We start from the raw sequence: 24,252 nt of genomic DNA, 5'->3' as shown, positions 1-24,252 counted from the left end.
AAAGCGGTACCTAATATGTACGCACCCCTTCGCGCCGCCCGGCCGGCGCTGATTCTCCTTGTGGCCGCCCTGGCCGCCCTGGCCGCCCTGGCCGCCGCCGGCTGCACCGTGGGCCCCGACTACCGCACCGCCCCGGAAGTGGCCGGCAATGCGGTGGCGGCCGGCACCTTCCCGCACGCACCGAAACTGGCCGAGGCACGCCAGCCTGACGTGGCCGACTGGTGGCGCGCGCTGGGCGACCCGCTGCTGGCCAACCTGATCGAAACCGCGCTGCGTGACAGCCCGGACATCCGCGCCTCGCGCGCCCGCGTGCGGCAAGCCCGCGCCGGGCTGGCCGGCAATCGCGCCAACCTGATGCCGAAGGTGAACGCCAGCGCCGCCATGCTGCGCACGCGCGAGCCGGACCTCGCCTCGTTCGGCGGAGAGGGCGGGGGCGGTGGTGGCCGGGGGCCGCTGTCGCTCTATATCGCCGGGTTCGATGCCAGTTGGGAACTCGACCTGTTCGGCGGCACGCGCCGCGCGATCGAAGCGGCATCCGCCGAGGCCGAGGCCGCCGATGCCGAACTGGCCGACGCCCACGTGCAACTGGCCGCCGAAGTGGCGCAGGCCTACGTCACGCTGCGCGAGCAGCAGGCCAGCCTGGCCCATCTGCGCGCGTCGGAGACGCTGGAAGCCGACATGCTCGACCTGACCCGCCAGCGCCGCGCGCGCGGCGTGGCCTCCGAACTGGAAGTGGAACGGCTGCTGACGCAACTGGAGAACACGCGCGCCCGCATCGCGCCGGTGGAAGCGGGTTTGATCGAATCGTTCGATCAACTTGCACTGCTGACCGGCCGCCCGCCCGGCACGCTGGACACCGCGCTGGGTCCCTCGCGAGACCTGCCGGTGCTGCCCGAGACCGTGGCCGTGGGCGATCCCGCCACGCTGCTCAAGGCCCGGCCGGACATCCGCGTGGCCGAACGCCGGCTGGCCTCGCGCACGGCGCAGATCGGCGAGCGCAAGGCGGACTGGTTCCCGAAGGTATCGCTGCTGGGCTCGCTCGGCTTCAGTGCGATGGACCCGGGCCACCTCGTCCGCAAGGAAAACGGCACGTGGCTGACGCTGCCGCGCCTGCAATGGAACATCCTCGATTTTGGCCGGGTGGCGGCGAGTGTCGATAACGCCGAGGCCGGCCGGGACGAGGCCGAGGCCAGCTACGAAAGCGCGGTGCTCAAGGCGCTGCGCGACGCCGACGTGGCGCTCTCCCGCTACGGGCACCAGCGCGACAACGTGGTGGTGCTGCGCCGCGTGGAGGCGTCCGCCGAGCGCGCCTCCACGCTCCAGCAGCAGCGCTACCGGGCGGGCACCGCCAGCATGCTCGAATGGCTGGACGTGGAGCGCACCCGCGTGGTGGCCCAGCAGGACCGGATTTCGGGCGATGCCAACCTGCTCAAGGACTACGTCTCGCTGCAGAAGGCGCTCGGACTGGGCTGGCGCACCTAAGAAAACGCCTACACGCAAACCAGACGCCGACCCCTGTCGGCGCCATCGCGCGCCCGGCACAGTGGCGTGTGGATAGAATCCGGGTGGGCGGCATCGGCATCGGATTAGCTGGCGCCGCCCCCGCGCCGCGGTTTGCAACAATGTGTTACAGACCCCATCGGCGCGTGCCCCGGACGCCCCCATGCACTTCAACGCCAACGACAGTCTCCTGATCAACGTGGTTGCCAGCATGGTGGTGGTCCTGGCCGGCACGCTGGTGGTCAAGCTGATCAACCGCTTCTTCTCGGGGCGGCTGCAGGCGGACAACCGGGGCGCCTATCGCGCCTGGACCGTGGCGTCGCGCAACGTGGTGGCGGCGGTGATGTTCCTGCTGTTGCTCGGCATCTGGGTGTCGGAGCTGAAGAGCGTGGCCATTTCGCTGGCGGCGTTCGCGGCGGCCCTGATCCTGGTCGGCAAGGAACTGGTGATGTGTTTCCTGGGCGCGTTCATGCGAATGATCACGCGCCCCTACCAGCTGGGCGATCTGGTCGAGATCGGGCCGTTCGGCGGGGAGGTCATCGACATGGATGTCATGTCGACCACGCTGGTGGAGGTGGCACCCACGCGCCAGTACACGGGTTTCACGGTGCAGGTGCCGAACAGCCTGTTGATGACCACGGCCGTGCGCAACCATTCGCAGGCCGGCAAGTACACGCTGGACATGGTGCGCATTCCGCTGGCGGTGGGCATGGACCCGGACGTGGTGGAGGCGCAGCTGCTGGCCGTGGCGCGCCAGGCGTGCGAGCCGTTCATGGAAGAGGCCGGCCGCACGCTGCGCCGCTACGGCGACATGCGCTTCGTGGACCTGTCGCAGTTCGAGCCGCGCGTGCTGTTCGATCCCGTGGACGCGGAGCGGGTGGACGCCATCGTACGGTTCCCGGTGCCCGTGAGCGCGCGCCTGCCGGTGGCCCAGCAGATCGTGCGCGGCTACTACCGCGCGTGCACCCTCCCGCAGGCGGAGGCGGCGGTATAAGGTGGAAGGAAGATGAAAAAGGGATCGGACGCAGAGCCGATCCCGCAATGCAGCAAGATGGCCGGACGGGGATCTTCGAGGAGAGCGGACCATGGCGCCGATGCTGAGGCTCTGGATGGACGGGGTGGGCGGGCCGGACTGGACCGGCTGGCGGCGCGGCCGCTCGCTGGTGGCGCTGCTGCTGGCCTCGTTCTGCCTGGCCGTGCTGGCCGGCTGCGCGAGCCTGCCGGCCAATGCCGGCCGCACCCCCAGCTACGCGGCCAAGGACACCAGCGGCACGCTGCTGGCCCGCACCCTGGCGCCCCGGCTGGCGCAGAACCCCGGAAAGTCGGTCTTCTACCCGCTCGGCGCCGGGCCGGACGCGCTGGCCGCCCGCATGGCGCTGGCGCGCGCCGCCCAGAAGACGCTGGACATCCAGTACTACATCTTCGACATCGACCAAACCGGCAGCGTGCTGATGGGCGACCTGATCGACGCGGCCGACCGGGGCGTGCGCGTGCGCATCCTGATGGATGACATCCACACCGAGAAGCAGGACAAGACCTGGGCGGCGGTCGATTCCCATCCCAATATCGAAGTGCGCATCTTCAACCCGTTCGCCAGCCGCCGCGCGCGCTGGTTCGAACTGGCGTTTGATTTCGGCCGGCTTAACCGCCGCATGCACAACAAGCAGATGACGGTGGATAACCTGGTCACCATCGTCGGCGGGCGCAATATCGGCGACGCCTATTTCTCGGCCAAGCCGGACATGGATTTCAGCGATCTGGACGTGATGGTGGCCGGCCCCGCCGTGCCGGCCGCGAGCGCCGTGTTCGACGAATACTGGAACAGCGAGAGCGCCTACCCGGTGGCCACGCTGGTGCCCGAGGGCAAGGAGGCGCCGGACGAGTTGCGGGCCTTCCGCAAGGCCATCGAGGCGCGCGGAGACCAGGTGCGCGCCAGCGAGTTCGTGCAGGAGCTGCTCGACTCGGGGCTGGTGCGCGGCATCGAGCTGGGCCATCTGCCCGGCTACTGGGGCGGGGCGCGCGTCATCTCGGACAAGGCCGAGAAGGTGGAGGAAGACCCCGACGACCCCACCTCCCACGCCATTCCGCAGTTGCGCGCGATGATGGAAAAGGCGGAGCGCGAGCTGGTGCTGGTGTCGCCCTATTTCGTGCCCGACGACGAGAACATGGCCTGGCTGGCCGGCATCGCCAAGCGGGGGGTGAAGATCCGCGTGCTGACCAACTCGTTCGCCGCCACGGACGTGGCCGCCGTGCACGCCGGCTACGCGCCGCGGCGCAAGGCGCTGCTGCGGGCCGGCATCGACCTCTATGAACTGAAGCCCACCGCCAACGCCGAACTGGCGCGCAGCCAGGCGCGCAAGAGCCGGATGTTCGCCTCCAGCCGCGCCAGCCTGCACGCCAAGACCTATGTGGTGGACCGGCGGCTGCTGTTCATCGGCTCCCTGAACCTGGATCCGCGCTCGATCAAGCTCAATACGGAGATGGGCGTGGTGCTGGACAGCCCCGCGCTGGCCGAACGGCTGGTCAAGAGCATGGATGACGGGCTGCTAGACATCGCCTACAAGGTGGAACTGCGCAAGAGCGAGGGTGGCGGGGAGTCCATGACCTGGACCACGCGCGAGAAGGGGCAGCTCTCCACCGTGGACAGCGAGCCCGGCATGAGCGTGTGGCAGCACATGGGCATCGGCATCCTGCGCGTGCTGCCGGTGGAGGATCAGCTATAGGGCTAGGGTGGGATCGGCGCCGGGTGGCTCGGCGGACTGGAGCAGGTGCTCCTGCAGCCGCGACAGTTCCGGGGCGATGCCGCCCGGAAAGCCTTGCCGGCCCCCGCGCTTGTCGATCAGCAGGTCGGCCAGGAAGAGCGTGACCGGGGTGGGGTAGCCCTGCTGGCCAGCCAGCGCGGCAAGCTGGTTGGCGATGCGCGGATAGGTGTGGAACAGCTCGAAGGGGCGCACCTCGCGCGGTAGCTGCGCGAGCCACTTCAGCGCGGCGGGCGTCAGCGCCTGCGTGGCCGGGTCCGGCGGCTGGCGGGCGTCGCGCCAGTCCACGGTGCCGGTAGTCGGCACCTCGCCGTCGAGAATCTTCCTGGCTTCCTCGACGGTGACAAATTCGAACGAAATCGGGTCCATGGCAATCGGTGGCAAGACGGCGCGGAATGCGCGCCGACACCGCATTCTATCGGCATCTCCAGCCGGAAGTTGACAGCCGGTGCGCGAAAGTCAGCGTAAAAGTCGGCGCGAAAGTCATGCCAGCGCGCCGCAACCCTCATGGCACCGGCCCGGCCGGTCGGCGACGATAAAAGCGTTGCCGGAGCCCATGATGACCTACACCCTGATGATCGAGAATGACTGCCTGCCCATGGCCTTGCGCGCCGGGGCCGAACTGGCCTGCGCCGGGGGCACGCTGTGGCTGACGCTGGAAGGCGCCCGGCCGCGGCGCTCGCCGGATATCGTGCTGACGGCTGGCCAGCGGCACCGCGTGACCGAGGACGCCACCTATTTCCTGACCGCGCTGGGCCATGGCGCCGTGACCGTGTGCCGGGTCATCGCCCCGCCTGCCCCGCCGCTACGGGCCCGGTGGCGCTGGCACAGCCTGCCGCTGCGCTGAGGCGGGCGCCACCCGGGCCGCCTCGGCGCGAATCCAGGCGGCCACGCGCGCCACGTCTTCGCGTGGGTGGTCGGTGGCGTGGATCAGCCAGAAGGCGTTGGGGCTGGCCAGCGCGGCGCCGGGCATATCGACTACCGCCAGTTGCCCGCCCGCGATCAGCGGCTGGATCAGTTCCAGCCGCCCCAGCGCCACGCCCTGGCCGGCCAGCGCCGCGTGAATCATCTGGTCATATTGGTTGAAGCGCAGGATGCCGCGCCGGCTGGCCTGCCGGTAGCCGTGCGCGCCGAGCCAGCTGCGCCAGTGCAGCCACGGGCGCGGGTCATCGAATTCCAGCAGGGGCAGTTGGGCGAGGTCTTCCACGGCGGTCAGCCGGTGCGCGCCGAGCGAGGGATGGGCGACCGGGGCGATGGTTTCGTCGAACAGGCGGATCGCGTCCGCCGGGGCGTCGGCCTCGCGGCAATAGCGGATGGCGAGGTCGATGCCATCCGCGCGCAGGTCGCTGATCTGGTTGCTGGCGGAGAGCCGCACGTCCAACTGCGGATGGGCGCGCTGCAGGCTGCCCAGGCGCGGCAGCAGCCACAGCCCCGCCACGCCGATGCTGGCCGTCACGGTCACCGGCTGGCGGCCATCGCGCTTGCGCAGTTCGCCGGCCACGTCCTGGAGTTGCTGCACCGCGCCATCTGCGCTGCGGAACAGCCGCTCGCCTTCGGGCGTGAAGGCCACGCCGCGATGCTGGCGCACGAACAGCCGCACTTGCAGATGGTCTTCCAGCGCGCGGATCTGCCGGCTGACGGCGGACTGCGTCAGGCACAGGTCGTCCGCTGCCTGGGTGATGCTCATGCGCCGGCCCACGGCCACGAAGCCCTTGAGCAGATCGAGCGGGAACAGCCGGGCGAGCGGGACGGACATGGCGGGATGGGTGGGGAAGGTGTTGGGATTAAAGCACGGCTCGGCCCCCGCTGCCATGACCACCACGCATGGCAGGAGGGCGGAAATGTCGCTTGAGCCTGCGCCCCCGATCGCCTGAAATAGAGCGATCTCCCAACCCGATCGTCCCATCCTCCCGACATGACCCAACGCCCCGCCTCCCATGCCGCCGGCGCATTGCCGACCGGTTCGCCACCCTGGTGGCGCACCGCCTGGTTCCTGCTGCTGGCCGGCGGGCTGGTGATGGGGCTGGCGCTCGGTGCGCGCCACGTGCAGGGCCTGTTCATGCTGCCGATCATCACGGACCGGGGCTGGACGCGCGAGACCTTCGCCTTCGCCATGGCCGTGCAGAACCTGACCTGGGGGCTGGCCCAGCCGTTCACGGGCATGGTGGCGGACCGCTTCGGCTCCGCCCGGGTGATGCTGGCCGGGCTGGCGCTGTACGCGGTCGGCCTGTTCCTGATGGCGCAGGCGGCCACGCCGGCGGCGTTCGTCTGGTCGGCGGGGCTGTGCGTGGGCGTGGCGCTGTCCGGCACCACCTTCGGCGTGGTCTACGGCGCCTTGAGCCGGATGATCGCGCCGGCGCAGCGCAGCCGGGCGCTGGGGCTCGCCGGGGCGATGGGTGGCATCGGCCAGTTCCTGCTGGTGCCGGGCGCGCAGGTGATGATCCTCCAGGCCGGCTGGCGCGGCGCGCTGGTGATCCTGGCCGTGACCGCCGCCGCCATGCTCCCGCTGGCGCTGCCATTCCAGGATCGGACGCACCCCGCCAGCGGTGCCGGTGCCGGGGGCGCCCAGCCGCCGCTGCTCGGGGCGGTGCGCGAGGCCTTCCGCCATTCGGGCTTCTGGCTGCTCAACCTCGGCTTCCTCGCATGTGGCTTTCAGTTGGCTTTTATCGCCAATCACCTGCCGGCCTACCTGCGGGACAAGGGCATGCAGCCGTCCGAAGGCATGGCGGCGCTGGCGATCATCGCGCTGGCCAATATCGCCGGGACGTACTGGTTCGGCGTGCTGGGCGGGCGGCATTCGCGCAAGTATCTGCTGGCCGGTATCTATTTAGTACGAACGGCGGCGATGGCGCTGTTCGTGCTGCTGCCCCTCAGCGCCGCCACGCTTTACGGGTTTGCGGCGGTGATGGGCTTCCTCTGGCTCGGCACCGTGCCGCTGACCAGCGGCATCGTCTCGCAGGTCTTCGGCGTGCGCTACATCACCACGCTGTTCGGCTTCGTGTTCTTCGGCCATCAGCTTGGCTCGTTCCTCGGGGTCTGGCTGGGCGGGGTGGTGTTCGAGGCCACGCGCTCCTACGACCTGGTGTGGATGGGGGCGATGGCGCTCGGGGTGGTAGCCGCCGCGCTGCACTGGCCGATCGACGACCGGGAGATCGTCCGCGCGGGCTGGCCGCAGCCGCAACGCTGAGTTCGGCCGCCTGGGCTATGCTTGGCATGGACTCTGGAGACATGCCATGCCCAACCCGATTTCCGGGCGCGCCGTCCGCGTCGCCCTCCTTGCCGCCCTGGCCGCCGTGGTCCTCGGCGGCTGCGCCACGCTCCAGCCGGTGCAGACCGCCCAGTCGATGCTCGGCAGCCCGCAAAGCTCGGTACGCGAGACATTCGGCAACCCGACCGAGACCTACCAACTGGCCGACGGCACCCAGCGCTGGATCTATTCCAAGCAGCCCTACGGCTTCGAGGTCTACGCGGCCGACTTCGACGCCGCCGGCAAGCTGGCCGGCTTCCGCCAGACCCTGACCGAGAAGGAGATCTACGAGGCGCGCCCCGGGATCTGGACCAAGCGCGACATCGCCGAGCGCTTCGGCCTCCCGCGCGAGCCGGTGCAGTACTTCGCCCTGATGAAGCGCGAGGCATGGAGCTATCGGATGTACATGGCCGGCAACCTGCCGGCGCACTTCAGCGTCTATTTCGATGACGCCGGCGTGCTGGACCGCACCATGATCATCATGGACTCGCGCGGCGGGGACCGCAGCCGCTCCAAGTAAGTGAGGGCGATGGGGTGGCGCCCCGGCTAGCCCCTATAATGGGGCGCCTCCGCCATGTCGGGCGCGGCGGCTATTATCAGGTTCCCCGCCGTTCTCATGCCCTCGTACCCTCTTGTCCTTTGCCTGACCATAGCCGTGGTGTGCAGCGTGGGCATGGTTATCGCCACCTGGCCGCGCCGCGACGATCCCACGATCAAGGCTTTCCTCGTGCTGGCCGGCGGCGTGGCCATCTGGAGCGGCGGCCGGCTGCTCGAAGTCAGCTCGACCGATCTGGACGGGCGCATCTTCTGGGCCAAGGCCCAGTACGCGGGCATCGTGATGGTGCCCATCGGCTGGCTGGTGGCGATGATCCACCTGAGCCGGCCGCGCTACGTGGTGCCGTGGTCGCGCCTGTGGCTGCCGGTGCTGGCCGCCGTGGCGTCGGTGGTGCTGGTGCTGACCAACGAGCGGCATCACCTGATCTGGACGCGCATCGACCTGATGCCGGCCGGCGTCTCGCCGGGCGCGATCTTCCACCATGGCCCCGGCTACGTGGTGGTGGCGGCGTGGACCTACTTCATGCTGCTGCTAAGCCTGGTTTTCCTGCTCACGGCCGAGGTGCCCAATGCGGCGCTGACCCGGCGGGGCCGGGCCATCGTGGCCAGCAGCCTCACCTTGCCGCTGCTCACCCACATGGCCTACCTGCAGCGCTGGACCAGCCCCCTCGGCGGCGACCTGACCCCGGCCACGTTTTCCCTGATGACGGTGGTGGTCTGGATCTGTGCGCTGCGTACCCATCTGGACGACATCGGCCACTACGCGCGGCTGCGCGTGTTCGACACGATTGGCGACGGCTGCGTGATCGTCGACGCGAAGGGACGGCTCGTCGAGTTCAACCCGGCCGCCCTGCGGCTGGTGCCCGACCTGCGCCGGGGGCAGCCGATGCCGGCCGTATGGGACGAGGCGCTGCGCCAGCCGCGCGAGGCAGGGGCCGACGTCGGCGCCATCCCCTACATTCCCCAGGGCGCGCACTACGAGGTGACGGCGGAGCCGGTGATGCGGCTGGACGGCAAGCGGATCGGCACGCTGGTCTTCATGCGCGACATCAGCCGCTACCAGTCGCGCGAACTGGCGCTGACGGCCCAGCTCGGCCAGACCGAGGCGAAGCTCTCGCGCGTGGAGGCGGACCTCGACATCGACGCGCTGACCGGCATCCCCAACCGGCGTTTCTTCCAGCGCGAGTCGCTGCTGGCCGTGACCCGGGCCTTCGAGGCGGGCGAGCCGATCGGGCTGCTGATTCTCGATGTGGACCTCTTCAAGCAATACAACGACCTGTACGGCCACCCCTGCGGCGACGATTGCCTGCGCCGGGTGGCTACCGCGTTGACCAGCGTGCTGGTGGGCGAGCAGTTTTGCGCGCGGCTGGGCGGCGAGGAATTCGCGGTGGTGCTGCCGGACGCCTCGCAGGACGAGACGCGCAACGTGGCGCGCCGCATGGTGGCGGCGGTGCGCGACCTGGAGATCCCGCACAACGGCACGCCAGTGCAGCCCTTCGTCACGATCAGCGTGGGCGCGGCCTGTGCGGTGCCGGACGCGCCACGGCTGGAGCCGCTGCTGCACCGCGCGGACAGCGCGATGTACCAGGCCAAGCGCGCCGGACGCAATCGCTTCGTCCAGGACGGGAAGATCTACATGGGCCTGCAGGCATAGTGGCACGCGCAGGGGCTTGCAAAATCCGCAAGCTCATGTAGAATGCGCCGCTCACCTTGCCCAGGTGGCGGAATTGGTAGACGCACTAGGTTCAGGTCCTAGCGGTGGCAACACTGTGGAGGTTCGAGTCCTCTCCTGGGCACCAAGATTGAAGAAAAAGGCCCCGCGCAAGCGGGGCCTTTTTCGTTGGCGCGATGGTTGTCTCCCCTCTCCCTCAGGGAGAGGGGCGGGGGAGAGGGCTGGCGGTTCAGGCAGCGATATCGCGTCCGGTCACGCCGGCCCTCTCCCCCAACCCCTCTCCCGCAAGCGGGAGAGGGGAGAAAGCACGCGGTACCGCCGCCTGCCGGATGACATCGCCCACCATCTCGGCCGTCACCGCCGACAACGTCCACCCCAGATGCCCGTGGCCCGTGTTGTAGAACACGTTGGCCTGCCGGCCGCGCCCCACGCGCGGCATCATGTTCGGCATCATCGGCCGCAGCCCTGCCCACGGCACCACGCTGCGCGTGCTCACGCCGGGGAAGCAGGTGTTGACCCAGTCGATCAGGGGCCGGATGCGGTCCGCGCGGATGTCGCGGTCGATGCCGTTGAACTCGGCCGTGCCGGCCACGCGGAAACGGTCCACGCCGAGCCGGCTGGTCACGAGCTTGGTCTCGTCGTCGAGCAGGCTGACCGTGGGCGCCGCAGCCTGGCTGGCGGCGTCGGGCAGGTTCACCGTGATCGAATAGCCCTTCACCGGGTAGATGTTCACGCGGTCGCCCAGTTGCGTGGCGAACTGCCGGCTGGCCACGCCGGCGCAGACCACCACGGCGTCGAAGGTTGTCGAACTTGTCTGATTACCGTCGCGGACGGTGATGGTGGCCGTGCGGCCGTCCGAGTTGACCGACTGCACGTCCTGGCTGTAGCGCGTGACCACGCCCAGCCGCTGGGCCGCCGCGGCCAGGCCGGAGGTGAACTTGTGGATGTCGCCGGTGGCGTCGCTCTCGGTGTAGTAGCCGCCGTAGTACTGGCCGGCCAGCGTCGGCTCGATCGCACGCATTTCCTCGGGCGTGACCGCGCGGCGCGGCAGTCCGCCTTCGGCCAACAGCCTGGAGACCTCGCCGGCATGGTCGAAGCCGGCCTTGTCCCGGTAGATATGGAGGATGCCCTGCCGCTTGAGATCGAAGTCGATGCCTTCCGCCTCGGCCCAGCCGAACAGGTGCGCGCGGGCGGCGATGGCCAGGCGGGCGGTCTCGATCGTGTTGGCCCGGTAGTGCGGCATGGCGGCGATGAACTCGGCGAACCAGCTCAGCTTATGCCAGGTGGGGCGGGGGTTCACGAGCAGCGGCGCGTCGTTGCGGAGCATCCACTTGATGCCCTTGACCAGCGTGGAGCGGTGGGTCCAGACCTCGGCGTTCGACGCGGAGAGCTGGCCGCCATTGGCGAACGAGGTTTCCATGGCGGCGTAGCGATGGCGCTCGAGCAGCGTGACCGCGAAACCACGTTTGGCGAGGGCGTAAGCGGTCGTCACGCCGGTGATGCCACCGCCGATGACAGCGATTGTCTTCATGTTGTCAGGTCTTCCAGGACGTCGTGGATGGGGGGTACGTGGCGCACCATGCGCGACGCACGCCCCCTCTGTCCTTGACCTGAGAGATTCACGATGCGCGCGGGCGCATCGCTTGCTCCTTCGGTACCGTCGGCTGACGCGAGCCGGGGTTCTTCAGAGTGCAATGGCGTTACCGGTCCTTTGGCCTGAGAGTTTCCGGGGCGGTTGCTCCTTCGGCGCCGGCCTGCCGGGCGGCAGGCACAGTCTCTCCCGATAACGCGGGTAAAACGGGTACGACGGGGGCACTATGCCACGGGCGGCGCCGGCGCGGCAACCCCCGGCTAGTCGAGGTCGCGCGGCTTGCGGCCGGTGATCATCGCCCCGACCAGGTTTTCCTTGCCGGCCACGCTGGTAACGATGGCCACCAGCGCGTGCACCACCACCAGCCCGAGCAGCGTGTTGGAGAGCCAGCGATGGATGTCGATGGGCCAGTCCTCGCCCCAGAACGCGTCGAGGCGGGAGAGCCAGCCGGTAACGGCGAGCAGCAGGATCAGGGTCCACATCGCCAGCATCATCACCGCGCCGAGCGGGGTGTGGCTGATGAAGCGCGGCGTGCGGCGCCGGGCCATGGCCCGGGCATGGGCCAGCACGCCGGCGGGGCGCGGCAGCCAGGCGCGGAAGCGCGCGTGTTCGCTGCCGATGAAGCCCCAGAGAATGCGAAACAGCACAAGTCCGGCGGCCACGTAGCCCAGCACGCGGTGCAACTGGTCGCCGGAATCGTCGATGAGGTCGTAGCAGACGATGGCCGCCACGCTCCAGTGCGTGAGCCGCACCACCACGTCCCAGACGCGGAGCGTGGTGGGTTCGCGCAGATGGCCGGCCGGCACCGACATGCTTACTTCTCGATCTCGGACTTCACGATGTCGAGCGTCTTCGTGTCGAAGTAGATCTCGGCCTTCTTGCCGTCCTTGGTGGTGCCATAGATCTCGTAGCAGTTGCCGTCCACCTTGAACTTCTTGATGTTGTAGCCCTGGGCCGCGATCTTGGCCTTGGCGTCGGCCTCGGGCATCCATTCGGACTTCGGATGCTTGTCGCACTTGGCGCCCGCGAAGGCCCCCGTGGAAAACGCACCGGCGATGAGAAGTACGGCCACTTTCAGCATTGCAGCTCCCGCAAGAAGCCCCATCCGGGGCGGATGCCGGAATCGTACGCGGTAACAAGAACAATTCCCAATCAATGTTTTCCCGCACGATGACCTGCATCAAATGCCGTGCTCGCCGCCCGGCGCGGCGGCTATCGGCGTGAACGTCGGCAGCGGGATTGTCCGGGCTGTGGGACAATTCCGCCTCGCCCACAGGGCGTGGGTGACGAAGGTGTCTGCATGAAATCGATAGACTGGAAAGACTGGGAAATCTTCTGCCGCGTGGTGGAAGGGGGCGGCTTCACGCAGGGCGCCGAACTGGCGGAAGTGCCCAAGTCATCGGCCAGCGCGGCGGTTGCCCGGCTGGAAACCCAGCTTGGTGTGCGCCTGTTCGAGCGGACCACGCGGCGCGTGCGCGTGACCCAGCGCGGCCAGCAGCTCTATGACCGCGTGGCGCCCCTGTTTGGCGAGTTGCGCGAGATCAGCGCCGAGGCCGCCTCGGTGAGTGCCGAGGTCAGCGGCACGCTGCGCATCGCCACGCCATACGAGGTGGGTTCGCAGCACCTGTCCGCCTCGCTCTCCAGGTTACTTAAGCTGCACCCGTCGCTGCATGTGGAACTGGACATGAGCTGGGACCAGCCCGACCTGATTCGCCACGGCTATGACCTCGCCTTCGTCATGACCGACACCAACCTCCACGACAGCTCGTTCGCGAGCAAGCGCGTGGTGCTGATCGAGCGTGCGTTCTATGCGGCGCCCGCGCTGATCCGCGAGCACGGCCTGCCGCGCGCGCCGCAGGACCTGAAGGGCTGGCCGACGCTCGGCAACCTCGACGATGTGCAATGGGAATTCCTGCGCGATGGGGTGGAAACCTTCGCCATGGACGTCTCGCCGCGCATCTCCACGCATAACGCTGAAGTCCGCCTCAAGGCCGCGCTGGATGGGCTGGGCGTGGCGCGCATGTCGCCCCGCTTCGTGCACGAGCATCTGGTGCACGGCCAACTGGTGCGCGTGCTGCCCGGCTATACGTCGTCGCCGCTGAAGGTGTACGTGCTGATGCCCGCGCGCAAGCTGATGCCGCCGAGTGTGCGGGCCTTCCTCACTGTGCTGGAGGAAACGCTGGGCGTGCCGGAGACCCGGCGCCCGGCGCCGCGCGCCAAGGCGCTGGCGGGCACGGATGGATCGGACAGCGCCGACATCGCCGATACCCCGGACGGTGACGGCGGCGCGGTGGTGATCGGGCTCGACTGAGTTTCCAGGCGAGCCGGTCGGTCAGTAGGGCTGGTCGCCGGGACGGATGTCGAAGCCGAGCGTGTCGGCGATCTCGAGTATCTCTTCGTCGTCTTCGCTGCGCGTGATCCAGCCGCCGTAGGCGTCGCCGCCGGTATCCCAGTTCCAGAGCGTGTAGCCGGCCATGCGTAGCTGCGTGGCGACGATCTCCATCAGCTCGGGCACGCTCGTGCCCTCCAGGAAGTCTTCGTCCTCGGTGTCCTCGGTGCCCCAGTCCACTTCGAGGTCGATCCGCTCGCAAAGCTGGTTCAGGCAGCCGATAAAGGACTCGGCGTCTTTCCAGTCGACATAAAAGCCGGATTCCCAATCGATGATGTCCTTGACCTGCCACAGCAGGCCGGCGGCATCGATCTCGTCTTCCTCGGCGTCTTCCAGCGCTTCCTCGAACAGCGAAAACTGCCGGCTGGTCTGGGCGCTGTCGCCGAGGTTAATCAGCGCGAATAGCCGGCTGATGGCGTCTTGCGCGTCGTCGTCCAGTTCAATTGCCATCTGCTCCTCCTCTGGCTTCGGTATTCATATCCGTCAGGCTGCCACGTTCACGATTTCGCGCTGGCCGCGCGGCGTCACGCGCAGGGCGCGCGACGTGTCCGTACGCTCGATCCACCCGCGTGCCAGCAGGCTGTCGAGCAGCGCCGCGCCGAGCGCCCCGCCCAGATGGGGCTTGCGTTCGCTCCAGTCCGGGCAGGTGCAGGCGAACTGCCGGCGCTTGCGGCGGGTGGCGCCCAGGTCGATGCCAAGCTGCCCCATCGCCTCGGCGCCGGGGGCGCTGAGGTCGACGGCGCTGCCCGACACGATCAGCCAGCCCGCTTCGGACATTCGTTCGAAAAGACCCACCGCAAGTTCCCCAGCGAGGTGGTCATAACAGGTGCGCGCCTGCCGCAGCGCCGGCGGCGCGGTGCGGGAGACCGGCACGGCACGCACGCGCGGCGGCTGGCTGGCCAGCGACGCCGACGCAAGCGCCTCGATGGCCACACCAATTTCCGGCGTGGCCAGCCGGTAATAGCGATTGCGCCCACGCGTCTCCACGGCGAGCAGGCCGCCTTCGGACATGCGGGCGAGATGGCCGCTGGTGGACGAGGCCGACAGCCCGGCAATCATCGCCAGTTCGCCGGCCGGCCGCGCGCTGCCATCCATCAACGCCCACAACATGGCCGCACGGCCGGGGTCGGCCAGCAGCCCAGCAAGCTGGCTGATGCCAGGAGCGTATTCCATAGTTCAGTGCGGAGTGAAACGACGGATGAAGTATAGAGCGAGATGCGTACAACCATATAGTGGACAAACGCAACGATATAAAATACTATGTCCACAAATATCCAGGCAGTTCTAATAAAGGAGACATGATGTTGCGCCTGATGATGTACTCGCTGTGGACGGCTGCCCTGTTGACGGTCAGCCCTGCGCAGGCGGCCTATCCGGACCGGCCGATCGTTCTGGTGGTGCCGTTCGCGGCCGGCGGGCCGGCTGACGTGATGGCGCGCACGCTCGCCAAGTCCATGACCACGCGGATCGGGCAGACGATCGTCGTGGAGAACCGGCCCGGCGCCGGGGGGCTCGTGGGTATCTCGGGCGTGACGCGTGCCACGGCAGACGGCTATACGCTGGGCATGGCCGGTACGGGCGCGATGGTCTACGCACCGTTCATTTCTCCCAAGATGCCATTCGACCCGCTCAAGGACGTGGCTTACCTGAGCACGATGGTCTCCACCCCGAACCTGCTGGTCGTTAATGCCAGCTCTCCCTTCAAATCGGTTGCCGATCTGCAGGCGGCGGCCAAGCGCGAGCCGGAGAAGTTCACCGTTGCGTCTGCGGGCGTGGGTAGCAGCACGCACGTGGTTGGCGCGCTATTCCAGCGCGAAGCGGGCATCCGCCTGCGCCACGTGCCATACAAGGGCGGCGCGCCCGCCGTGCAGGACCTGATGGGCGGACAGGTGGACATGTTCATCGCCGAAGTCCCGGCGGTCGCGCACCTGATCAAGGGCGGCAAGCTTCGCGCGCTGATGGTGACGGACACCAAGCGGCTCGCGGCGCTTCCCGATGTGCCCACGGCGGCCGAAGCCGGCTTGCCGAAGGTGCTTGCCGCTGGGGCGTACGGCATCGTCGCGCCACGTGGCCTGCCCGACGATGTGTCCCGCAAGATCGTCGATGCCGTCACCGCCGCATTGCGTACCCCCGACCTCATCGAGAAGTTTGCCGAGCAGGGCGGTATCGCACAGTCCAGCACCCCCGACGCCTACCGCGCGCTGATCAAGTCCGAGCAGGGGCGATGGGGGCCGGTGATCAAGGCAGCAGGCATCACCGCGGAGTAACCGCTTTTGCAGAGGAATCAACAGATGAGCATCAAGACGCGAATCACCGAATTGCTTGGGATCCGCTACCCCATCATCCAGGCGGGCATGAGCTGGGCGTCGTCGAGTTCTCCGCTCGTCGGGGCGGTGTCGAAGGCCGGCGGCCTGGGCGTGATCGCGGCTGGCCCGATGCGGCCCGACGACCTGCGCCGTGCGATTCGCGAAGTGCGCGAGATCACCGATGCGCCGTTCGCGGTCAACGTCGCCCTGTACAACAAACGGGCGGCCGAGCATCTGCAGATCGTGCTGGACGAAGGCGTGCCGATCCTCATCGCGTCACAAGGCAGTCCGCGCGAACACATCGACCGCTTCAAGGCCGCCGGGGTCAAGTGGCTACACGTGGTGGCGCATCCCGACCATGCGCGCAAGGCGGCGTCCGCCGGCGTCGATGGGCTGGTCGTGGTGGGCGGCGAGGCGGGTGGACATCCGCCGCCCAGCGGTACGAGCACGCTGGTGCTGGTGCGATTGATTGCGCGTGCCGTTGACTTGCCGATCGTGGCCGGCGGCGGGATTGCCGATGGCGCGGGCGTTGCGGCCATGCTTTGCCTCGGCGCGGATGCCGTGCAGATGGGCACCCGCTTCCTCCTGACCCCCGAGGCCTCGCTGCACGACGCCTACAAGGAGAAGGTGCTGGCGGCCGGGGTGGGCGATACCACGCTCGTGGGCTGGCGGGGCCTGCCGATTCGCGCGGTGCGCAATGCGTTCACCGACGAATACGAGGCGGCGGAGCGGGCAGGTCAGCCGCGCGAGGCGCTGGAGGCGCTGTTCGGCAGCCGGTCGCTCAAGATGGCCGCCCTGGATGGCGATGTCGAGCAGGGCAAGGTCGAGGCGGGCCAGAGCGCCGCGCTGATCGATGGGCTAGTGCCCGCCGGCGTGTTGGTCGAACGCATTGCGGCAGAGACGCGCGAAGCGATGGCGCGTATGGCAAATCAATGGAAGTAGAGAGGTGGGGACATGAGTGAACTGCAGATTGAGGATGTCGGCCAGGTGCGCGTGCTGCGCATGAACCGCCCGGAAAAGCGCAACGCGCTGAACAATGCCCTGACGCGTGGGCTGGTGGAGGCGTTGGCGGCGGCCGAAGCCGATGATGCCGTGCACGTCGTCGTGCTCACGGGCAATGGCTCGGCCTTCTGCGCCGGTGCCGACATCGGCGAGTTCAAGGACCTGACCTCGGACCAGATGTCGCGCGTGGAAGAGCGCGCCGCGCTGACGATGCAGTTGCATCTCAGCGTCTCGCGGATGAGCAAGCCGGTGATTGCCGCCATCAACGGCTTCGCGATGGGCGGTGGTGCAGGGCTGGCCATTGCATGCGATCTGGCCCTCGCCGCGCGCTCGGCCCGCATCGGCTATCCGGAAGTGAAGCATGGCATCGTGGCCGCGATCGTCCTGCCCAATCTGACGCGGCAGATTGGCCGCAAGGCGGCATTTCACCTCGTGGCCACCGGCGAATCGATCGATGCGGAGCGCGCTGTCGCGCTGGGCATGGTCAACGCCGTGCATGACGACCACCTGCTGATGGAGGAGACCATGGCGCTGGCCAGTCGTCTGGCAGAGGTCAGTCGTGCGGCCATGGCCACCACCAAGCAGACCTTCCACCGCGTGGTGGACCTGCCGCTGGAAGCGGGTCTGGAGGTCGGGCGCGAAGCCAACAAGCGCATGCGCAGCTTTGTGCGGACGGAGCGGTAGCGCGCCATGAGCAAGCCACTCGAACACATCACGATTCTCGACCTCTCGCGGGTGCTGGCCTGCCCGTTCGCCTCGATGATCCTTGCGGAACTCGGTGCCACGGTGATCAAGGTCGAGCAGCCCGGCGCCGGTGACGAGACCCGCAGTTTCGAACCGCAGGTGGAGGCCGAGGGGGGGAGCGAAAGCGCCTACTTCATGGCGTTCAATCGGAGCAAGCAGTCGATCACGGTCAACCTGCGCAATGAGGCGGGGCAACAGATCGTGCGGGATCTGGCGGCCAAGGTCGATGTGGTGATCGAGAACTTCCCGGTCGGCACGCTCAAGCGCTATGGACTCGGCCCCGAGACGCTGCGCGAGATCAATCCGAAGCTGGTCTATCTTTCCTGTACCGGGTTCGGGCAGACCGGCCCCTACGCCGCGCGCAAGGGCTACGACACCGTGTTCCAGGCGATGGGCGGGCTGATGAGCCTGACCGGCGAGCGCGGCGGTGGGCCCGTGAAGCCCGGCTTGCCGATGGCAGACCTGACGTCCGGCCTGTGGGCCGCCATCGCCGTGCTCTCGGCGCTGCAAGGCCGCAGTGCGTCAGGGCAGGGCTGTCACATCGATCTTTCGATGTTCGACGCACAGGTCAGCCTGCTCACGCTGGCTGCGGCGCGTTGGTTCACGCTGCACGAAGTGCCGCCGCGCATGGGCACGGAGCACCCCGGCCGCGTGCCATCGGCGAGTTTCCAGGCTGCGTGCGGCCGCTGGCTCCATATTACGGCGAGCGACCAGCACTGGGTGCCGCTCTGCCAGGTGCTGAAACTCGAGACATGGGGCGCCGATCCGGAACTCCAGACGAACGCGGGCCGCGTGCGCCGGCGCGATGAAGTGATGCAGCGGCTGACCGAGGCCATCGCGGCGTGTGAGGGTGCCGCGCTGTGCGAGGCCATGGACAACGCGGGTGTGCCCGCCGGCCCGATCAAGTCGGTGGATGAAGTCCTGTCCGATCCCCATGTGCAAGCGCGGGGCATGGTGGCGGAATTCGACCATCCTGTCATCGGCACGTTTCAGGCGCTGCCAGTGCCGCTGCGCTTCGACGGCTGGGACAACCCCGAGGTGGGACGGCCCCCGCTGCTTGGCGAGCATACGGGCGACGTGCTGCGCGACTGGCTGGGCATGGACGCCGAACGCGTGAAGGCCCTGCGCGAAGCCAAGGCCATCTAAGGTGTAGCCAAACCGAGGCGTATCGAGATAACCATGACTGAATCGAACGAAACGGGCACAGCCCCCGCCGTGCTCTACGCGGTGGAAGGCGGCGTTGCCACCATCACGCTGAACCGGCCGGATAGCCGCAATGCGCTGAACCTGGCCATGTGCGAGGGGTTGCAGGCCGCCGCCACGGCGGCTGCCGCCGATCCGGACGTGCGCGTGGTGCTGGTGCGCGCTGCCGGTCCGGCGTTCTGCGCCGGCGCCGACCTCAAGGAGCGCAAGACGATGGATGAAGCGCAGGTGCTGGCCCGCCGCATGCGTGGATTCTTTGCCTACGACGCGCTGGAACGCCTGCCGATGCCAGTGATCGCGGTGGTAGCCGGCTCGGCGGCCGGTTCTGGCGTGGAGATTGCTGCCGCCTGCGACCTGGCTGTGGCCACGCCCGACGCTACCTTCTGGACGCCTGAGGCGCAGTGGGGCACCGTGGGTGCAACCCAGCGACTGGCGCGCATCGTCGGCAAGCGGCTGGCCAAGGACATGATGTTCACCGGACGACGACTGACGGCGGCGGAAGCGCAGGACGTCGGCCTCGTCACGCGCATTGTCGCGCCTGAGAGCCTGGACGCCGAAGTGGCCGCCATGGCGGCAAGCATCGCCAAGGCACCGCCGCTGGGCATGCGCCTGGCCAAACGCTGCATCGATCGCGGCATCGAGCTGGGCCCGCGCGGTGCGCTGGCGGAAGAACTTCTGGCAATCGAAGAGAACCTGGCCCGCTCCGACTGGCGGGCGGGAATTGGTGGATTTGGAGGTAGAGCATGACGTGGGAACCTCGCACATTGGCAGCGGTGCTGGCGCAGCAGGCCAGCCTGGGTGGGGCGCGGCGCGCGCTGGTCACGCCTGACGGGGCCGCCACGTGGCGCGACCTCGAAGCGCAATCGCGCCGCGTTGCCAAGGCGCTGCTGGCGCGCGGCGTGAAGCGCGGAGATTTCGTCGGCCTGCTGTGCGGTAACGATGTGAATTGGGTGGCGAGCTTCTACGGCGCTGCGCTGATCGGTGCCGTGACCGTGCCGGTCAACACCCGCTTCAAGGCTGCGGAAATCGAGTACTGCCTGCGCCAGTCCGATGTGCGGCTGCTGATCCTGGCGGACCGCTTCCTGAAGATCGATTTCATGGGTTTCCTCCGTGAGGTGGAACCCGCTGTCGACCATGAACTGCCGGGGCAGGCGCTGCCACTGCTCGGCGACGTGGTAGTGGTCGGCAACGATGTGCCGCGCGCTGGGCTCGGCTGGGAGGCATTTCTCGCCGCCGGCGATGCCCTAAGCGATGAAGCGCTCGCGGATGCCATGCGCGCCGTGACGCCGGATGACCTGCTGCTGATCCAGTTCACGTCGGGCACCACGGCGTACCCGAAGGGCGTGATGCTCACGCACGACAATATGCTGCGCAACGCTTCGGCTGTCGGGCAGCGGCTTGGCATCCAAGCATCGGATTGCTATTTCAACTGTCGGCCGTTCTTTCATGTGGCCGGCTCCACGCTGTCGCTCCTTTGCGCGCTGTGCGCGGGCGCGAGCATCGCCACCCTGCCGACGTTCGATGCCGGCGCCGCGCTGGCGATGATGGAGCGGGAGGGCTGCACGTTCATCTCGGGCAATGAGACGTTGTTCCAAATGCTGATCTCCCACCCGTCGTTCGACCGCTCGCGTTTGCATTTGCGCGGTGGATGGGCCGCGGCAGGCGCCGACACGATGCAGCGCATCATCGACGAGATGGGCATCGAGACGATTTGCTGGGCCTATGGGCTGTCGGAGGCGTCACCCAACGTCGCGATCAATGACTGGCGCGACGAAGCAGCGCTGCGCGTGGGTGGGTTCGCGCTCCCGCATGAAGGCGTGGCGGTGCGTATCCTCGATGAGGCCTCGGGCGTCGTCTGTGGCCCCGATGAGGTGGGCGAGATCCAGGTCAAGGGCTGGGGCGTCATGCGGGGCTACTACAAGCAGCCCGAGGCGAACGCCAAGGTATTCACCGCGGACGGCTGGCTGCGCACCGGTGATCTTGGGGCGTTGCGCACCGATGGACGCCTGCGGCTGGTCGGCCGGCTCAAGGACGTGTTCCGCGTCGGCGGTGAGAACGTGGCGCCTGCCGAAGTGGAACAGGCCCTGCTGTCCCATCCCGCCGTGGCATCAGCCCAGGTGGTGGGGGTGCCCGACGCGAGGCTGGGCGAAGTGCCGGCCGCGTTCGTCACGCTCAAGGCCGGCGCGACGCTGGATGCCGAGACGTTGCTCGCATGGGCCAGGCCGCGCATGGCAAATTTCCGTACCCCGCGCTACGCCGCCATCGTGACGGACTTCGAGCGCATCGGCATGACCGCCAGCGGCAAGGTGCAGAAGAACAAGCTGCGCGAGCACGCCATCGCGTTGTTTCACCCGTCGAACCCATGAATCCCGCGTCGGAGACATCCATGACTGCCGAAGTCGTCCTCTGTGAGTGCTTTGCCCGCGACGGGTTGCAGCATGAGCCCGATTTTGTGCCCACCGAAACCAAGGTGGCCCTCGTCGATCGATTTGCGGCCATCGGCTTTCCCCGCGTGGAGGCCACGTCGTACTCGAATCCGAAGGTCGTGCCGCAGTTTGCGGATGCTACCGAGCTACTGCGTACGCTGCCACGCCGAGAAGGCGTGATGTACAAGGCGACATGCGCTAACGGCCACGCGGTGCAACGCGCGCTCGCGGACCTGGAGGCCGGTTTCGGGGCCACCGAGGTGAGCCTGCTGGTGTCGGCCTCGTCGTCGCACTCGGAGCGCAACCTCAAGCGCAGCCGGGACGATCAATGGTTGAACATTCGCGCGATGGCAGATGCGGCGCGCGGGCGCTTCCGCATGATCGGCACGATCTCGGTCGCGTTCGGCTGCCCGTTCGAGGGCCATGTCGATCCGCAGGAAGTCCTGCGCGATGTGGGGCGGTTTCGCGATGCCGGTGTCAGGTTCGTGACGCTCGGCGACACGACCGGCATGGCGACGCCCCTAACCGTGCGTGCGTTGTTCCGCGCCATGCGGAAGGCCTTCCCGGACGTTACCCCGATTGCGCATTTCCATGACACACGTGGCACTGGCCTGGTCAACTATGTTGCCGCGCTGGAAGCCGGGGTGACTCACTTCGATTGCGCGATGGGCGGCGTGGGCGGTCATCCCGCCAAGGTGCAGTACGGGGGCGGACATACCGGAAACGTGTGCACCGAGGACTGGGTGGCGCTGCTTGACGCGATGGGCGTCCGAACCGGCATCGATCTGGACGGCATGCTGGCGGTTGCGCAGCAATGCGAAGCCGTGCTCGGTCGACCGTTGCACAGCCGGGTGTTGCGTAGCGGCCTGAACCCGCTACGCGCCGTATTACACGCCGCCTGAGCCACCCACCAGCCGGTTGAGGCGCGACACCAGAGAGCGGATTTCGGCGAGATCGAGGTCGGCGCCGCCACCCTGTTCCGTGGCGGCGTCAGCCGCGGGCGCCGGGGTCTCCGCTTCGTCGATGGTCTCTCCCGCGGCGGCCCGCCGCTCTTCGTCCAGCACGTCGCGCGCGCTGGTGGTGAGCATCGACAGCATTTCCATCAACTGTTTGCGCTGCTCGGCGCTGAGCGGACTCAGCAGCCGCTCGTTACGCGCGTTGGCGTCAACGATCACCTTTCGGTAGAGCGCATCGCCGGCCTTGGTCAGGCTCAGCAGCACCGCGCGGGCATCGGTATCGCTACGCTCGCTGACGATCAGTCCGCGCTCGATCAGACCCGATACGGTGCGGCTGGCATAGCTCTTGTCCAATGCGGCGCGTCGTGCGAGCTCCTTCAAGGAAAGCGGTGCGTGCGCGCCGAGCATGCCAATCGATCGCCATTCCAGCAGTGTCAGCCCGAACTTGCGCTGCACGCGCAACGATGCGCTCGCGGCGGAGAGGCCTGCCAGGTTGTGCAGACGTGAGGAAAGCAGGTCGGTAATGATCCGCGGCGCGGCACCGGCGTTGCGTTTCGTTGCGCTCATTGGCGAAGGTTCCCGTTAGTTGAATCTGTCAACGATTCTAACTGCATTGTCCACAGCAAGCGACAGATTGCCACGCCCATATAGTTGACGATGTCCATCATGTAATTTACATTGGAAACCAATTCAAGGGCGGTAAAACAAGAGGAGGAGACGGAATGGACGGTAAGGGAGCCATGACAAAGGCCAGCACGAAGGGTGGGCTGACGTCATGAAGAGGATTTCCACATTTGGCATCATGCTGACGGTTGCGGGTGCCGCGCATGCTCAGACATCGGTCACGCTATACGGACTGATCGATACGGCGATTGCCTATCAATCGCATCAGGTGGCTGCGACGAACGCGGCGGGGCGCGCCACGGGCAGTGGCGGCGCTGTGGGCATCGTGCCGGGCTTCTTCAACGGATCGCGTTGGGGGATTCTGGGCAGCGAGGACCTTGGCGGCGGTACTTCTGCGGTCTTCAGGCTGGAGTCGGGGTTTAGCCCGGATGCCGGGGTGTCGCTGCAGGGCGGGCGGTTGTTCGGCCGTCAGGCCTGGGTCGGGCTCAATGCAGACTACGGGCAGATCACGCTCGGCCGCCAGTACAGCGTGCCGTTCGATATCCTGCTCCCGTTCGACACCATTGGCTGGGGCAATACCGGCGCGAGTGATGTCTGGGTGCAGTTGCTGGAAGGCTCGCGGCTCGACAACTCGCTCAAATATCAGCAGGTCGTGGGACCGCTGAAGGTGGAGGCGGCCTACTCGGCTGGCGAACTTGCAGGCGGTGCATCGGCGGGTTCGACCTATGCGGCGGGCGTGGGCTATACCCGCGGGCCGCTCGGTCTGGGTCTGGTGGGCCAGCAGGCGCGAGATCCCGCCAGGAACAAGCAGACCAACGCCGGCGTTGGCGCGTCATACGTGATGGGTCCCGTTACGCTCCACAGCTACTACCTTTACACGCGGCGGGATGCAGCGTTCGCCCCATCCGCCAGCCAGGACTTCGCGCCGACCTACGGCACCAATGCGCAGTTCTACGCCAACCCGGGTATCACCAACATCGGCACTGGCACGGCCGCAAGAACGGACCACGTGTTCCAGTTCGGCACCACGTACCAGGTCACGCAAGCCGTGGTCGTGAAGGCGGCCGCAATCTACGATGCCGCCAACAACGTCAACGCGGCGGGAGGGAGTGGCCACAAGCTGTCCGCATTCCTCGTGGGCGACTACTTCTTCTCCAAACGGACCGACACCTACCTCGCGGCGACCTACAACAAGGTCAGCGCGAGCATGAACGGCCCGTACGGCGGGCATGACGACAGCGTTGGGGTGTTTCTCGGCATGCGTCATCGGTTCTGATC

24 protein-coding genes, 1 tRNA gene and 1 riboswitch are annotated in these 24,252 nt (G+C 67.8%); of the genes, 17 read left to right on the top strand and 8 right to left on the bottom strand.

All coding sequences use genetic code 11. The annotated features are described in order from the left end of the window. Positions 1–15: 15 nt before the first annotated feature. The 3 genes from AC1DP9_RS25180 (at position 16) to AC1DP9_RS25170 (ending at position 4,223) form a co-directional block, all read left to right on the top strand. Entirely contained in the window at positions 16–1,482 is a 1,467-nt protein-coding gene (locus tag AC1DP9_RS25180) for an efflux transporter outer membrane subunit (RefSeq protein WP_477108796.1), read from the top strand. Positions 1,483–1,663: 181 nt separating this feature from the next. Next, positions 1,664–2,494, top strand: a complete 831-nt coding sequence (locus AC1DP9_RS25175; protein WP_092293656.1) for a mechanosensitive ion channel domain-containing protein — start codon at positions 1,664–1,666, stop codon at positions 2,492–2,494. 100 nt (positions 2,495–2,594) lie between these two features. Continuing rightward, a complete protein-coding gene (locus AC1DP9_RS25170) occupies positions 2,595–4,223 on the top strand; it encodes a phospholipase D family protein (protein ID WP_255370800.1) in 1,629 nt (542 codons plus the stop codon). Here AC1DP9_RS25170 and AC1DP9_RS25165 read toward each other — a convergent pair. After that, a complete protein-coding gene (locus AC1DP9_RS25165) occupies positions 4,218–4,628 on the bottom strand; it encodes a hypothetical protein (protein ID WP_092293654.1) in 411 nt (136 codons plus the stop codon). The genes AC1DP9_RS25170 and AC1DP9_RS25165 overlap by 6 nt on opposite strands. Positions 4,629–4,815: 187 nt before the next feature. On the opposite strand from AC1DP9_RS25165, the gene AC1DP9_RS25160 reads away from it, so the two are divergent. After that, a complete protein-coding gene (locus AC1DP9_RS25160; RefSeq protein WP_255370774.1) occupies positions 4,816–5,106 on the top strand; it encodes a DUF2917 domain-containing protein in 291 nt (96 codons plus the stop codon). Here AC1DP9_RS25160 and AC1DP9_RS25155 read toward each other — a convergent pair. After that, positions 5,065–6,015: a LysR substrate-binding domain-containing protein gene (locus AC1DP9_RS25155; RefSeq protein WP_441644935.1), complete on the bottom strand. Its 951-nt coding sequence runs from the start codon at positions 6,013–6,015 to the stop codon at positions 5,065–5,067. The genes AC1DP9_RS25160 and AC1DP9_RS25155 overlap by 42 nt on opposite strands. Before the next feature lie 159 nt (positions 6,016–6,174). Here AC1DP9_RS25155 and AC1DP9_RS25150 point away from each other — a divergent pair, with 159 nt between their 5' ends. The 4 genes from AC1DP9_RS25150 to AC1DP9_RS25135 all read left to right on the top strand — a co-directional run bounded on the left by AC1DP9_RS25150 (position 6,175) and on the right by AC1DP9_RS25135 (position 9,860). After that, positions 6,175–7,446, top strand: a complete 1,272-nt coding sequence (locus AC1DP9_RS25150) for an MFS transporter (protein WP_477108795.1) — start codon at positions 6,175–6,177, stop codon at positions 7,444–7,446. A 46-nt stretch (positions 7,447–7,492) separates the two neighbouring features. Then, positions 7,493–8,026: a hypothetical protein gene (locus tag AC1DP9_RS25145; protein WP_441644937.1), complete on the top strand. Its 534-nt coding sequence runs from the start codon at positions 7,493–7,495 to the stop codon at positions 8,024–8,026. 96 nt (positions 8,027–8,122) lie between these two features. Beyond that, the gene (locus tag AC1DP9_RS25140) at positions 8,123–9,715 is read left to right on the top strand and encodes a histidine kinase N-terminal 7TM domain-containing protein (protein WP_477108794.1); all 1,593 of its coding nucleotides are present in this window, start codon (positions 8,123–8,125) and stop codon (positions 9,713–9,715) included. 58 nt (positions 9,716–9,773) lie between these two features. Continuing rightward, positions 9,774–9,860 (top strand) — tRNA-Leu (locus tag AC1DP9_RS25135). Positions 9,861–9,962: 102 nt separating this feature from the next. Here AC1DP9_RS25135 and AC1DP9_RS25130 read toward each other — a convergent pair. The 3 genes from AC1DP9_RS25130 to AC1DP9_RS25120 all read right to left on the bottom strand — a co-directional run bounded on the left by AC1DP9_RS25130 (position 9,963) and on the right by AC1DP9_RS25120 (position 12,405). Then, positions 9,963–11,264, bottom strand: coding sequence for a D-amino acid dehydrogenase (locus AC1DP9_RS25130; RefSeq protein WP_477108793.1), 1,302 nt, complete (start codon positions 11,262–11,264; stop codon positions 9,963–9,965). 163 nt (positions 11,265–11,427) lie between these two features. After that, positions 11,428–11,526, bottom strand: a riboswitch (glycine riboswitch). Between the two features lie 58 nt (positions 11,527–11,584). Then, positions 11,585–12,136, bottom strand: a complete 552-nt coding sequence (locus AC1DP9_RS25125) for a cytochrome b/b6 domain-containing protein (RefSeq protein ID WP_477108792.1) — start codon at positions 12,134–12,136, stop codon at positions 11,585–11,587. 2 nt (positions 12,137–12,138) lie between these two features. Continuing rightward, positions 12,139–12,405: a PepSY domain-containing protein gene (locus AC1DP9_RS25120; protein ID WP_092293641.1), complete on the bottom strand. Its 267-nt coding sequence runs from the start codon at positions 12,403–12,405 to the stop codon at positions 12,139–12,141. Between the two features lie 219 nt (positions 12,406–12,624). Here AC1DP9_RS25120 and AC1DP9_RS25115 point away from each other — a divergent pair, with 219 nt between their 5' ends. After that, a complete protein-coding gene (locus tag AC1DP9_RS25115) occupies positions 12,625–13,635 on the top strand; it encodes a LysR family transcriptional regulator (protein ID WP_454758053.1) in 1,011 nt (336 codons plus the stop codon). 21 nt (positions 13,636–13,656) lie between these two features. On the opposite strand, the gene AC1DP9_RS25110 is transcribed toward AC1DP9_RS25115, so the two are convergent. Together AC1DP9_RS25110 and AC1DP9_RS25105 are read right to left on the bottom strand one after the other, a co-directional pair. After that, on the bottom strand, positions 13,657–14,163 hold the full coding sequence (locus tag AC1DP9_RS25110) for a DUF6630 family protein (RefSeq protein WP_092293637.1): 507 nt from the start codon (positions 14,161–14,163) through the stop codon (positions 13,657–13,659). A gap of 33 nt (positions 14,164–14,196) precedes the next feature. Then, the gene (locus tag AC1DP9_RS25105; protein WP_092293635.1) at positions 14,197–14,886 is read right to left on the bottom strand and encodes an ArsR/SmtB family transcription factor; all 690 of its coding nucleotides are present in this window, start codon (positions 14,884–14,886) and stop codon (positions 14,197–14,199) included. 125 nt (positions 14,887–15,011) lie between these two features. Between AC1DP9_RS25105 and AC1DP9_RS25100 the strand changes: the two genes are divergently transcribed. Genes AC1DP9_RS25100 through AC1DP9_RS25070 form a run of 7 tightly spaced genes read left to right on the top strand, consistent with a single transcriptional unit; the run spans position 15,012 to position 22,296 of the window. Further along, the gene (locus tag AC1DP9_RS25100) at positions 15,012–15,980 is read left to right on the top strand and encodes a Bug family tripartite tricarboxylate transporter substrate binding protein (protein ID WP_092293633.1); all 969 of its coding nucleotides are present in this window, start codon (positions 15,012–15,014) and stop codon (positions 15,978–15,980) included. Between the two features lie 24 nt (positions 15,981–16,004). After that, positions 16,005–16,961 (top strand): NAD(P)H-dependent flavin oxidoreductase, encoded by a 957-nt coding sequence (locus AC1DP9_RS25095; RefSeq protein ID WP_092293630.1) that lies wholly within the window; start codon positions 16,005–16,007, stop codon positions 16,959–16,961. A gap of 12 nt (positions 16,962–16,973) precedes the next feature. Continuing rightward, positions 16,974–17,705, top strand: a complete 732-nt coding sequence (locus AC1DP9_RS25090) for an enoyl-CoA hydratase/isomerase family protein (protein WP_092293628.1) — start codon at positions 16,974–16,976, stop codon at positions 17,703–17,705. Positions 17,706–17,711: 6 nt separating this feature from the next. Next, positions 17,712–18,911 (top strand): CaiB/BaiF CoA transferase family protein, encoded by a 1,200-nt coding sequence (locus tag AC1DP9_RS25085; protein WP_477108791.1) that lies wholly within the window; start codon positions 17,712–17,714, stop codon positions 18,909–18,911. A 33-nt stretch (positions 18,912–18,944) separates the two neighbouring features. Continuing rightward, positions 18,945–19,715, top strand: a complete 771-nt coding sequence (locus AC1DP9_RS25080; protein WP_092293624.1) for an enoyl-CoA hydratase/isomerase family protein — start codon at positions 18,945–18,947, stop codon at positions 19,713–19,715. After that, positions 19,712–21,334: an AMP-binding protein gene (locus AC1DP9_RS25075; RefSeq protein ID WP_477108790.1), complete on the top strand. Its 1,623-nt coding sequence runs from the start codon at positions 19,712–19,714 to the stop codon at positions 21,332–21,334. The genes AC1DP9_RS25080 and AC1DP9_RS25075 overlap by 4 nt, the downstream gene beginning before the upstream one ends. Positions 21,335–21,354: 20 nt before the next feature. Then, the gene (locus AC1DP9_RS25070) at positions 21,355–22,296 is read left to right on the top strand and encodes a hydroxymethylglutaryl-CoA lyase (protein WP_477108789.1); all 942 of its coding nucleotides are present in this window, start codon (positions 21,355–21,357) and stop codon (positions 22,294–22,296) included. Here AC1DP9_RS25070 and AC1DP9_RS25065 read toward each other — a convergent pair. Continuing rightward, the gene (locus AC1DP9_RS25065; protein WP_092293617.1) at positions 22,282–22,917 is read right to left on the bottom strand and encodes a MarR family winged helix-turn-helix transcriptional regulator; all 636 of its coding nucleotides are present in this window, start codon (positions 22,915–22,917) and stop codon (positions 22,282–22,284) included. The genes AC1DP9_RS25070 and AC1DP9_RS25065 overlap by 15 nt on opposite strands. Before the next feature lie 208 nt (positions 22,918–23,125). Here AC1DP9_RS25065 and AC1DP9_RS25060 point away from each other — a divergent pair, with 208 nt between their 5' ends. Continuing rightward, complete coding sequence (locus AC1DP9_RS25060; protein WP_477108788.1) at positions 23,126–24,250, top strand: porin; 1,125 nt, start codon at positions 23,126–23,128, stop codon at positions 24,248–24,250. The last annotated feature ends 2 nt before the right edge of the window (positions 24,251–24,252 follow it).

This window comes from Cupriavidus sp. 01L43, assembly GCF_056399925.1.
The sequence above is the reverse complement of the archived record's forward strand: the minus strand, read 5'-3'. Positions and strand labels throughout refer to the sequence as shown.

What these genes read in the sequence shown, in the direction of transcription:
- AC1DP9_RS25060 (WP_477108788.1), top strand. Translation starts at nt 23,126, where the DNA reads ATGAAGAGGATTTCCACATTTGGCATCATGCTGACGGTTGCGGGTGCC.
- AC1DP9_RS25110 (WP_092293637.1), bottom strand. Translation starts at nt 14,163, where the DNA reads ATGGCAATTGAACTGGACGACGACGCGCAAGACGCCATCAGCCGGCTA.
- AC1DP9_RS25125 (WP_477108792.1), bottom strand. Translation starts at nt 12,136, where the DNA reads ATGTCGGTGCCGGCCGGCCATCTGCGCGAACCCACCACGCTCCGCGTC.
- AC1DP9_RS25165 (WP_092293654.1), bottom strand. Translation starts at nt 4,628, where the DNA reads ATGGACCCGATTTCGTTCGAATTTGTCACCGTCGAGGAAGCCAGGAAG.
- AC1DP9_RS25160 (WP_255370774.1), top strand. Translation starts at nt 4,816, where the DNA reads ATGATGACCTACACCCTGATGATCGAGAATGACTGCCTGCCCATGGCC.
- AC1DP9_RS25155 (WP_441644935.1), bottom strand. Translation starts at nt 6,015, where the DNA reads ATGTCCGTCCCGCTCGCCCGGCTGTTCCCGCTCGATCTGCTCAAGGGC.
- AC1DP9_RS25175 (WP_092293656.1), top strand. Translation starts at nt 1,664, where the DNA reads ATGCACTTCAACGCCAACGACAGTCTCCTGATCAACGTGGTTGCCAGC.
- AC1DP9_RS25085 (WP_477108791.1), top strand. Translation starts at nt 17,712, where the DNA reads ATGAGCAAGCCACTCGAACACATCACGATTCTCGACCTCTCGCGGGTG.
- AC1DP9_RS25065 (WP_092293617.1), bottom strand. Translation starts at nt 22,917, where the DNA reads ATGAGCGCAACGAAACGCAACGCCGGTGCCGCGCCGCGGATCATTACC.
- AC1DP9_RS25180 (WP_477108796.1), top strand. Translation starts at nt 16, where the DNA reads ATGTACGCACCCCTTCGCGCCGCCCGGCCGGCGCTGATTCTCCTTGTG.
- AC1DP9_RS25140 (WP_477108794.1), top strand. Translation starts at nt 8,123, where the DNA reads ATGCCCTCGTACCCTCTTGTCCTTTGCCTGACCATAGCCGTGGTGTGC.
- AC1DP9_RS25100 (WP_092293633.1), top strand. Translation starts at nt 15,012, where the DNA reads ATGATGTTGCGCCTGATGATGTACTCGCTGTGGACGGCTGCCCTGTTG.
- AC1DP9_RS25170 (WP_255370800.1), top strand. Translation starts at nt 2,595, where the DNA reads ATGCTGAGGCTCTGGATGGACGGGGTGGGCGGGCCGGACTGGACCGGC.
- AC1DP9_RS25145 (WP_441644937.1), top strand. Translation starts at nt 7,493, where the DNA reads ATGCCCAACCCGATTTCCGGGCGCGCCGTCCGCGTCGCCCTCCTTGCC.
- AC1DP9_RS25080 (WP_092293624.1), top strand. Translation starts at nt 18,945, where the DNA reads ATGACTGAATCGAACGAAACGGGCACAGCCCCCGCCGTGCTCTACGCG.
- AC1DP9_RS25075 (WP_477108790.1), top strand. Translation starts at nt 19,712, where the DNA reads ATGACGTGGGAACCTCGCACATTGGCAGCGGTGCTGGCGCAGCAGGCC.
- AC1DP9_RS25120 (WP_092293641.1), bottom strand. Translation starts at nt 12,405, where the DNA reads ATGCTGAAAGTGGCCGTACTTCTCATCGCCGGTGCGTTTTCCACGGGG.
- AC1DP9_RS25090 (WP_092293628.1), top strand. Translation starts at nt 16,974, where the DNA reads ATGAGTGAACTGCAGATTGAGGATGTCGGCCAGGTGCGCGTGCTGCGC.
- AC1DP9_RS25095 (WP_092293630.1), top strand. Translation starts at nt 16,005, where the DNA reads ATGAGCATCAAGACGCGAATCACCGAATTGCTTGGGATCCGCTACCCC.
- AC1DP9_RS25070 (WP_477108789.1), top strand. Translation starts at nt 21,355, where the DNA reads ATGACTGCCGAAGTCGTCCTCTGTGAGTGCTTTGCCCGCGACGGGTTG.
- AC1DP9_RS25150 (WP_477108795.1), top strand. Translation starts at nt 6,175, where the DNA reads ATGACCCAACGCCCCGCCTCCCATGCCGCCGGCGCATTGCCGACCGGT.
- AC1DP9_RS25115 (WP_454758053.1), top strand. Translation starts at nt 12,625, where the DNA reads ATGAAATCGATAGACTGGAAAGACTGGGAAATCTTCTGCCGCGTGGTG.
- AC1DP9_RS25130 (WP_477108793.1), bottom strand. Translation starts at nt 11,264, where the DNA reads ATGAAGACAATCGCTGTCATCGGCGGTGGCATCACCGGCGTGACGACC.
- AC1DP9_RS25105 (WP_092293635.1), bottom strand. Translation starts at nt 14,886, where the DNA reads ATGGAATACGCTCCTGGCATCAGCCAGCTTGCTGGGCTGCTGGCCGAC.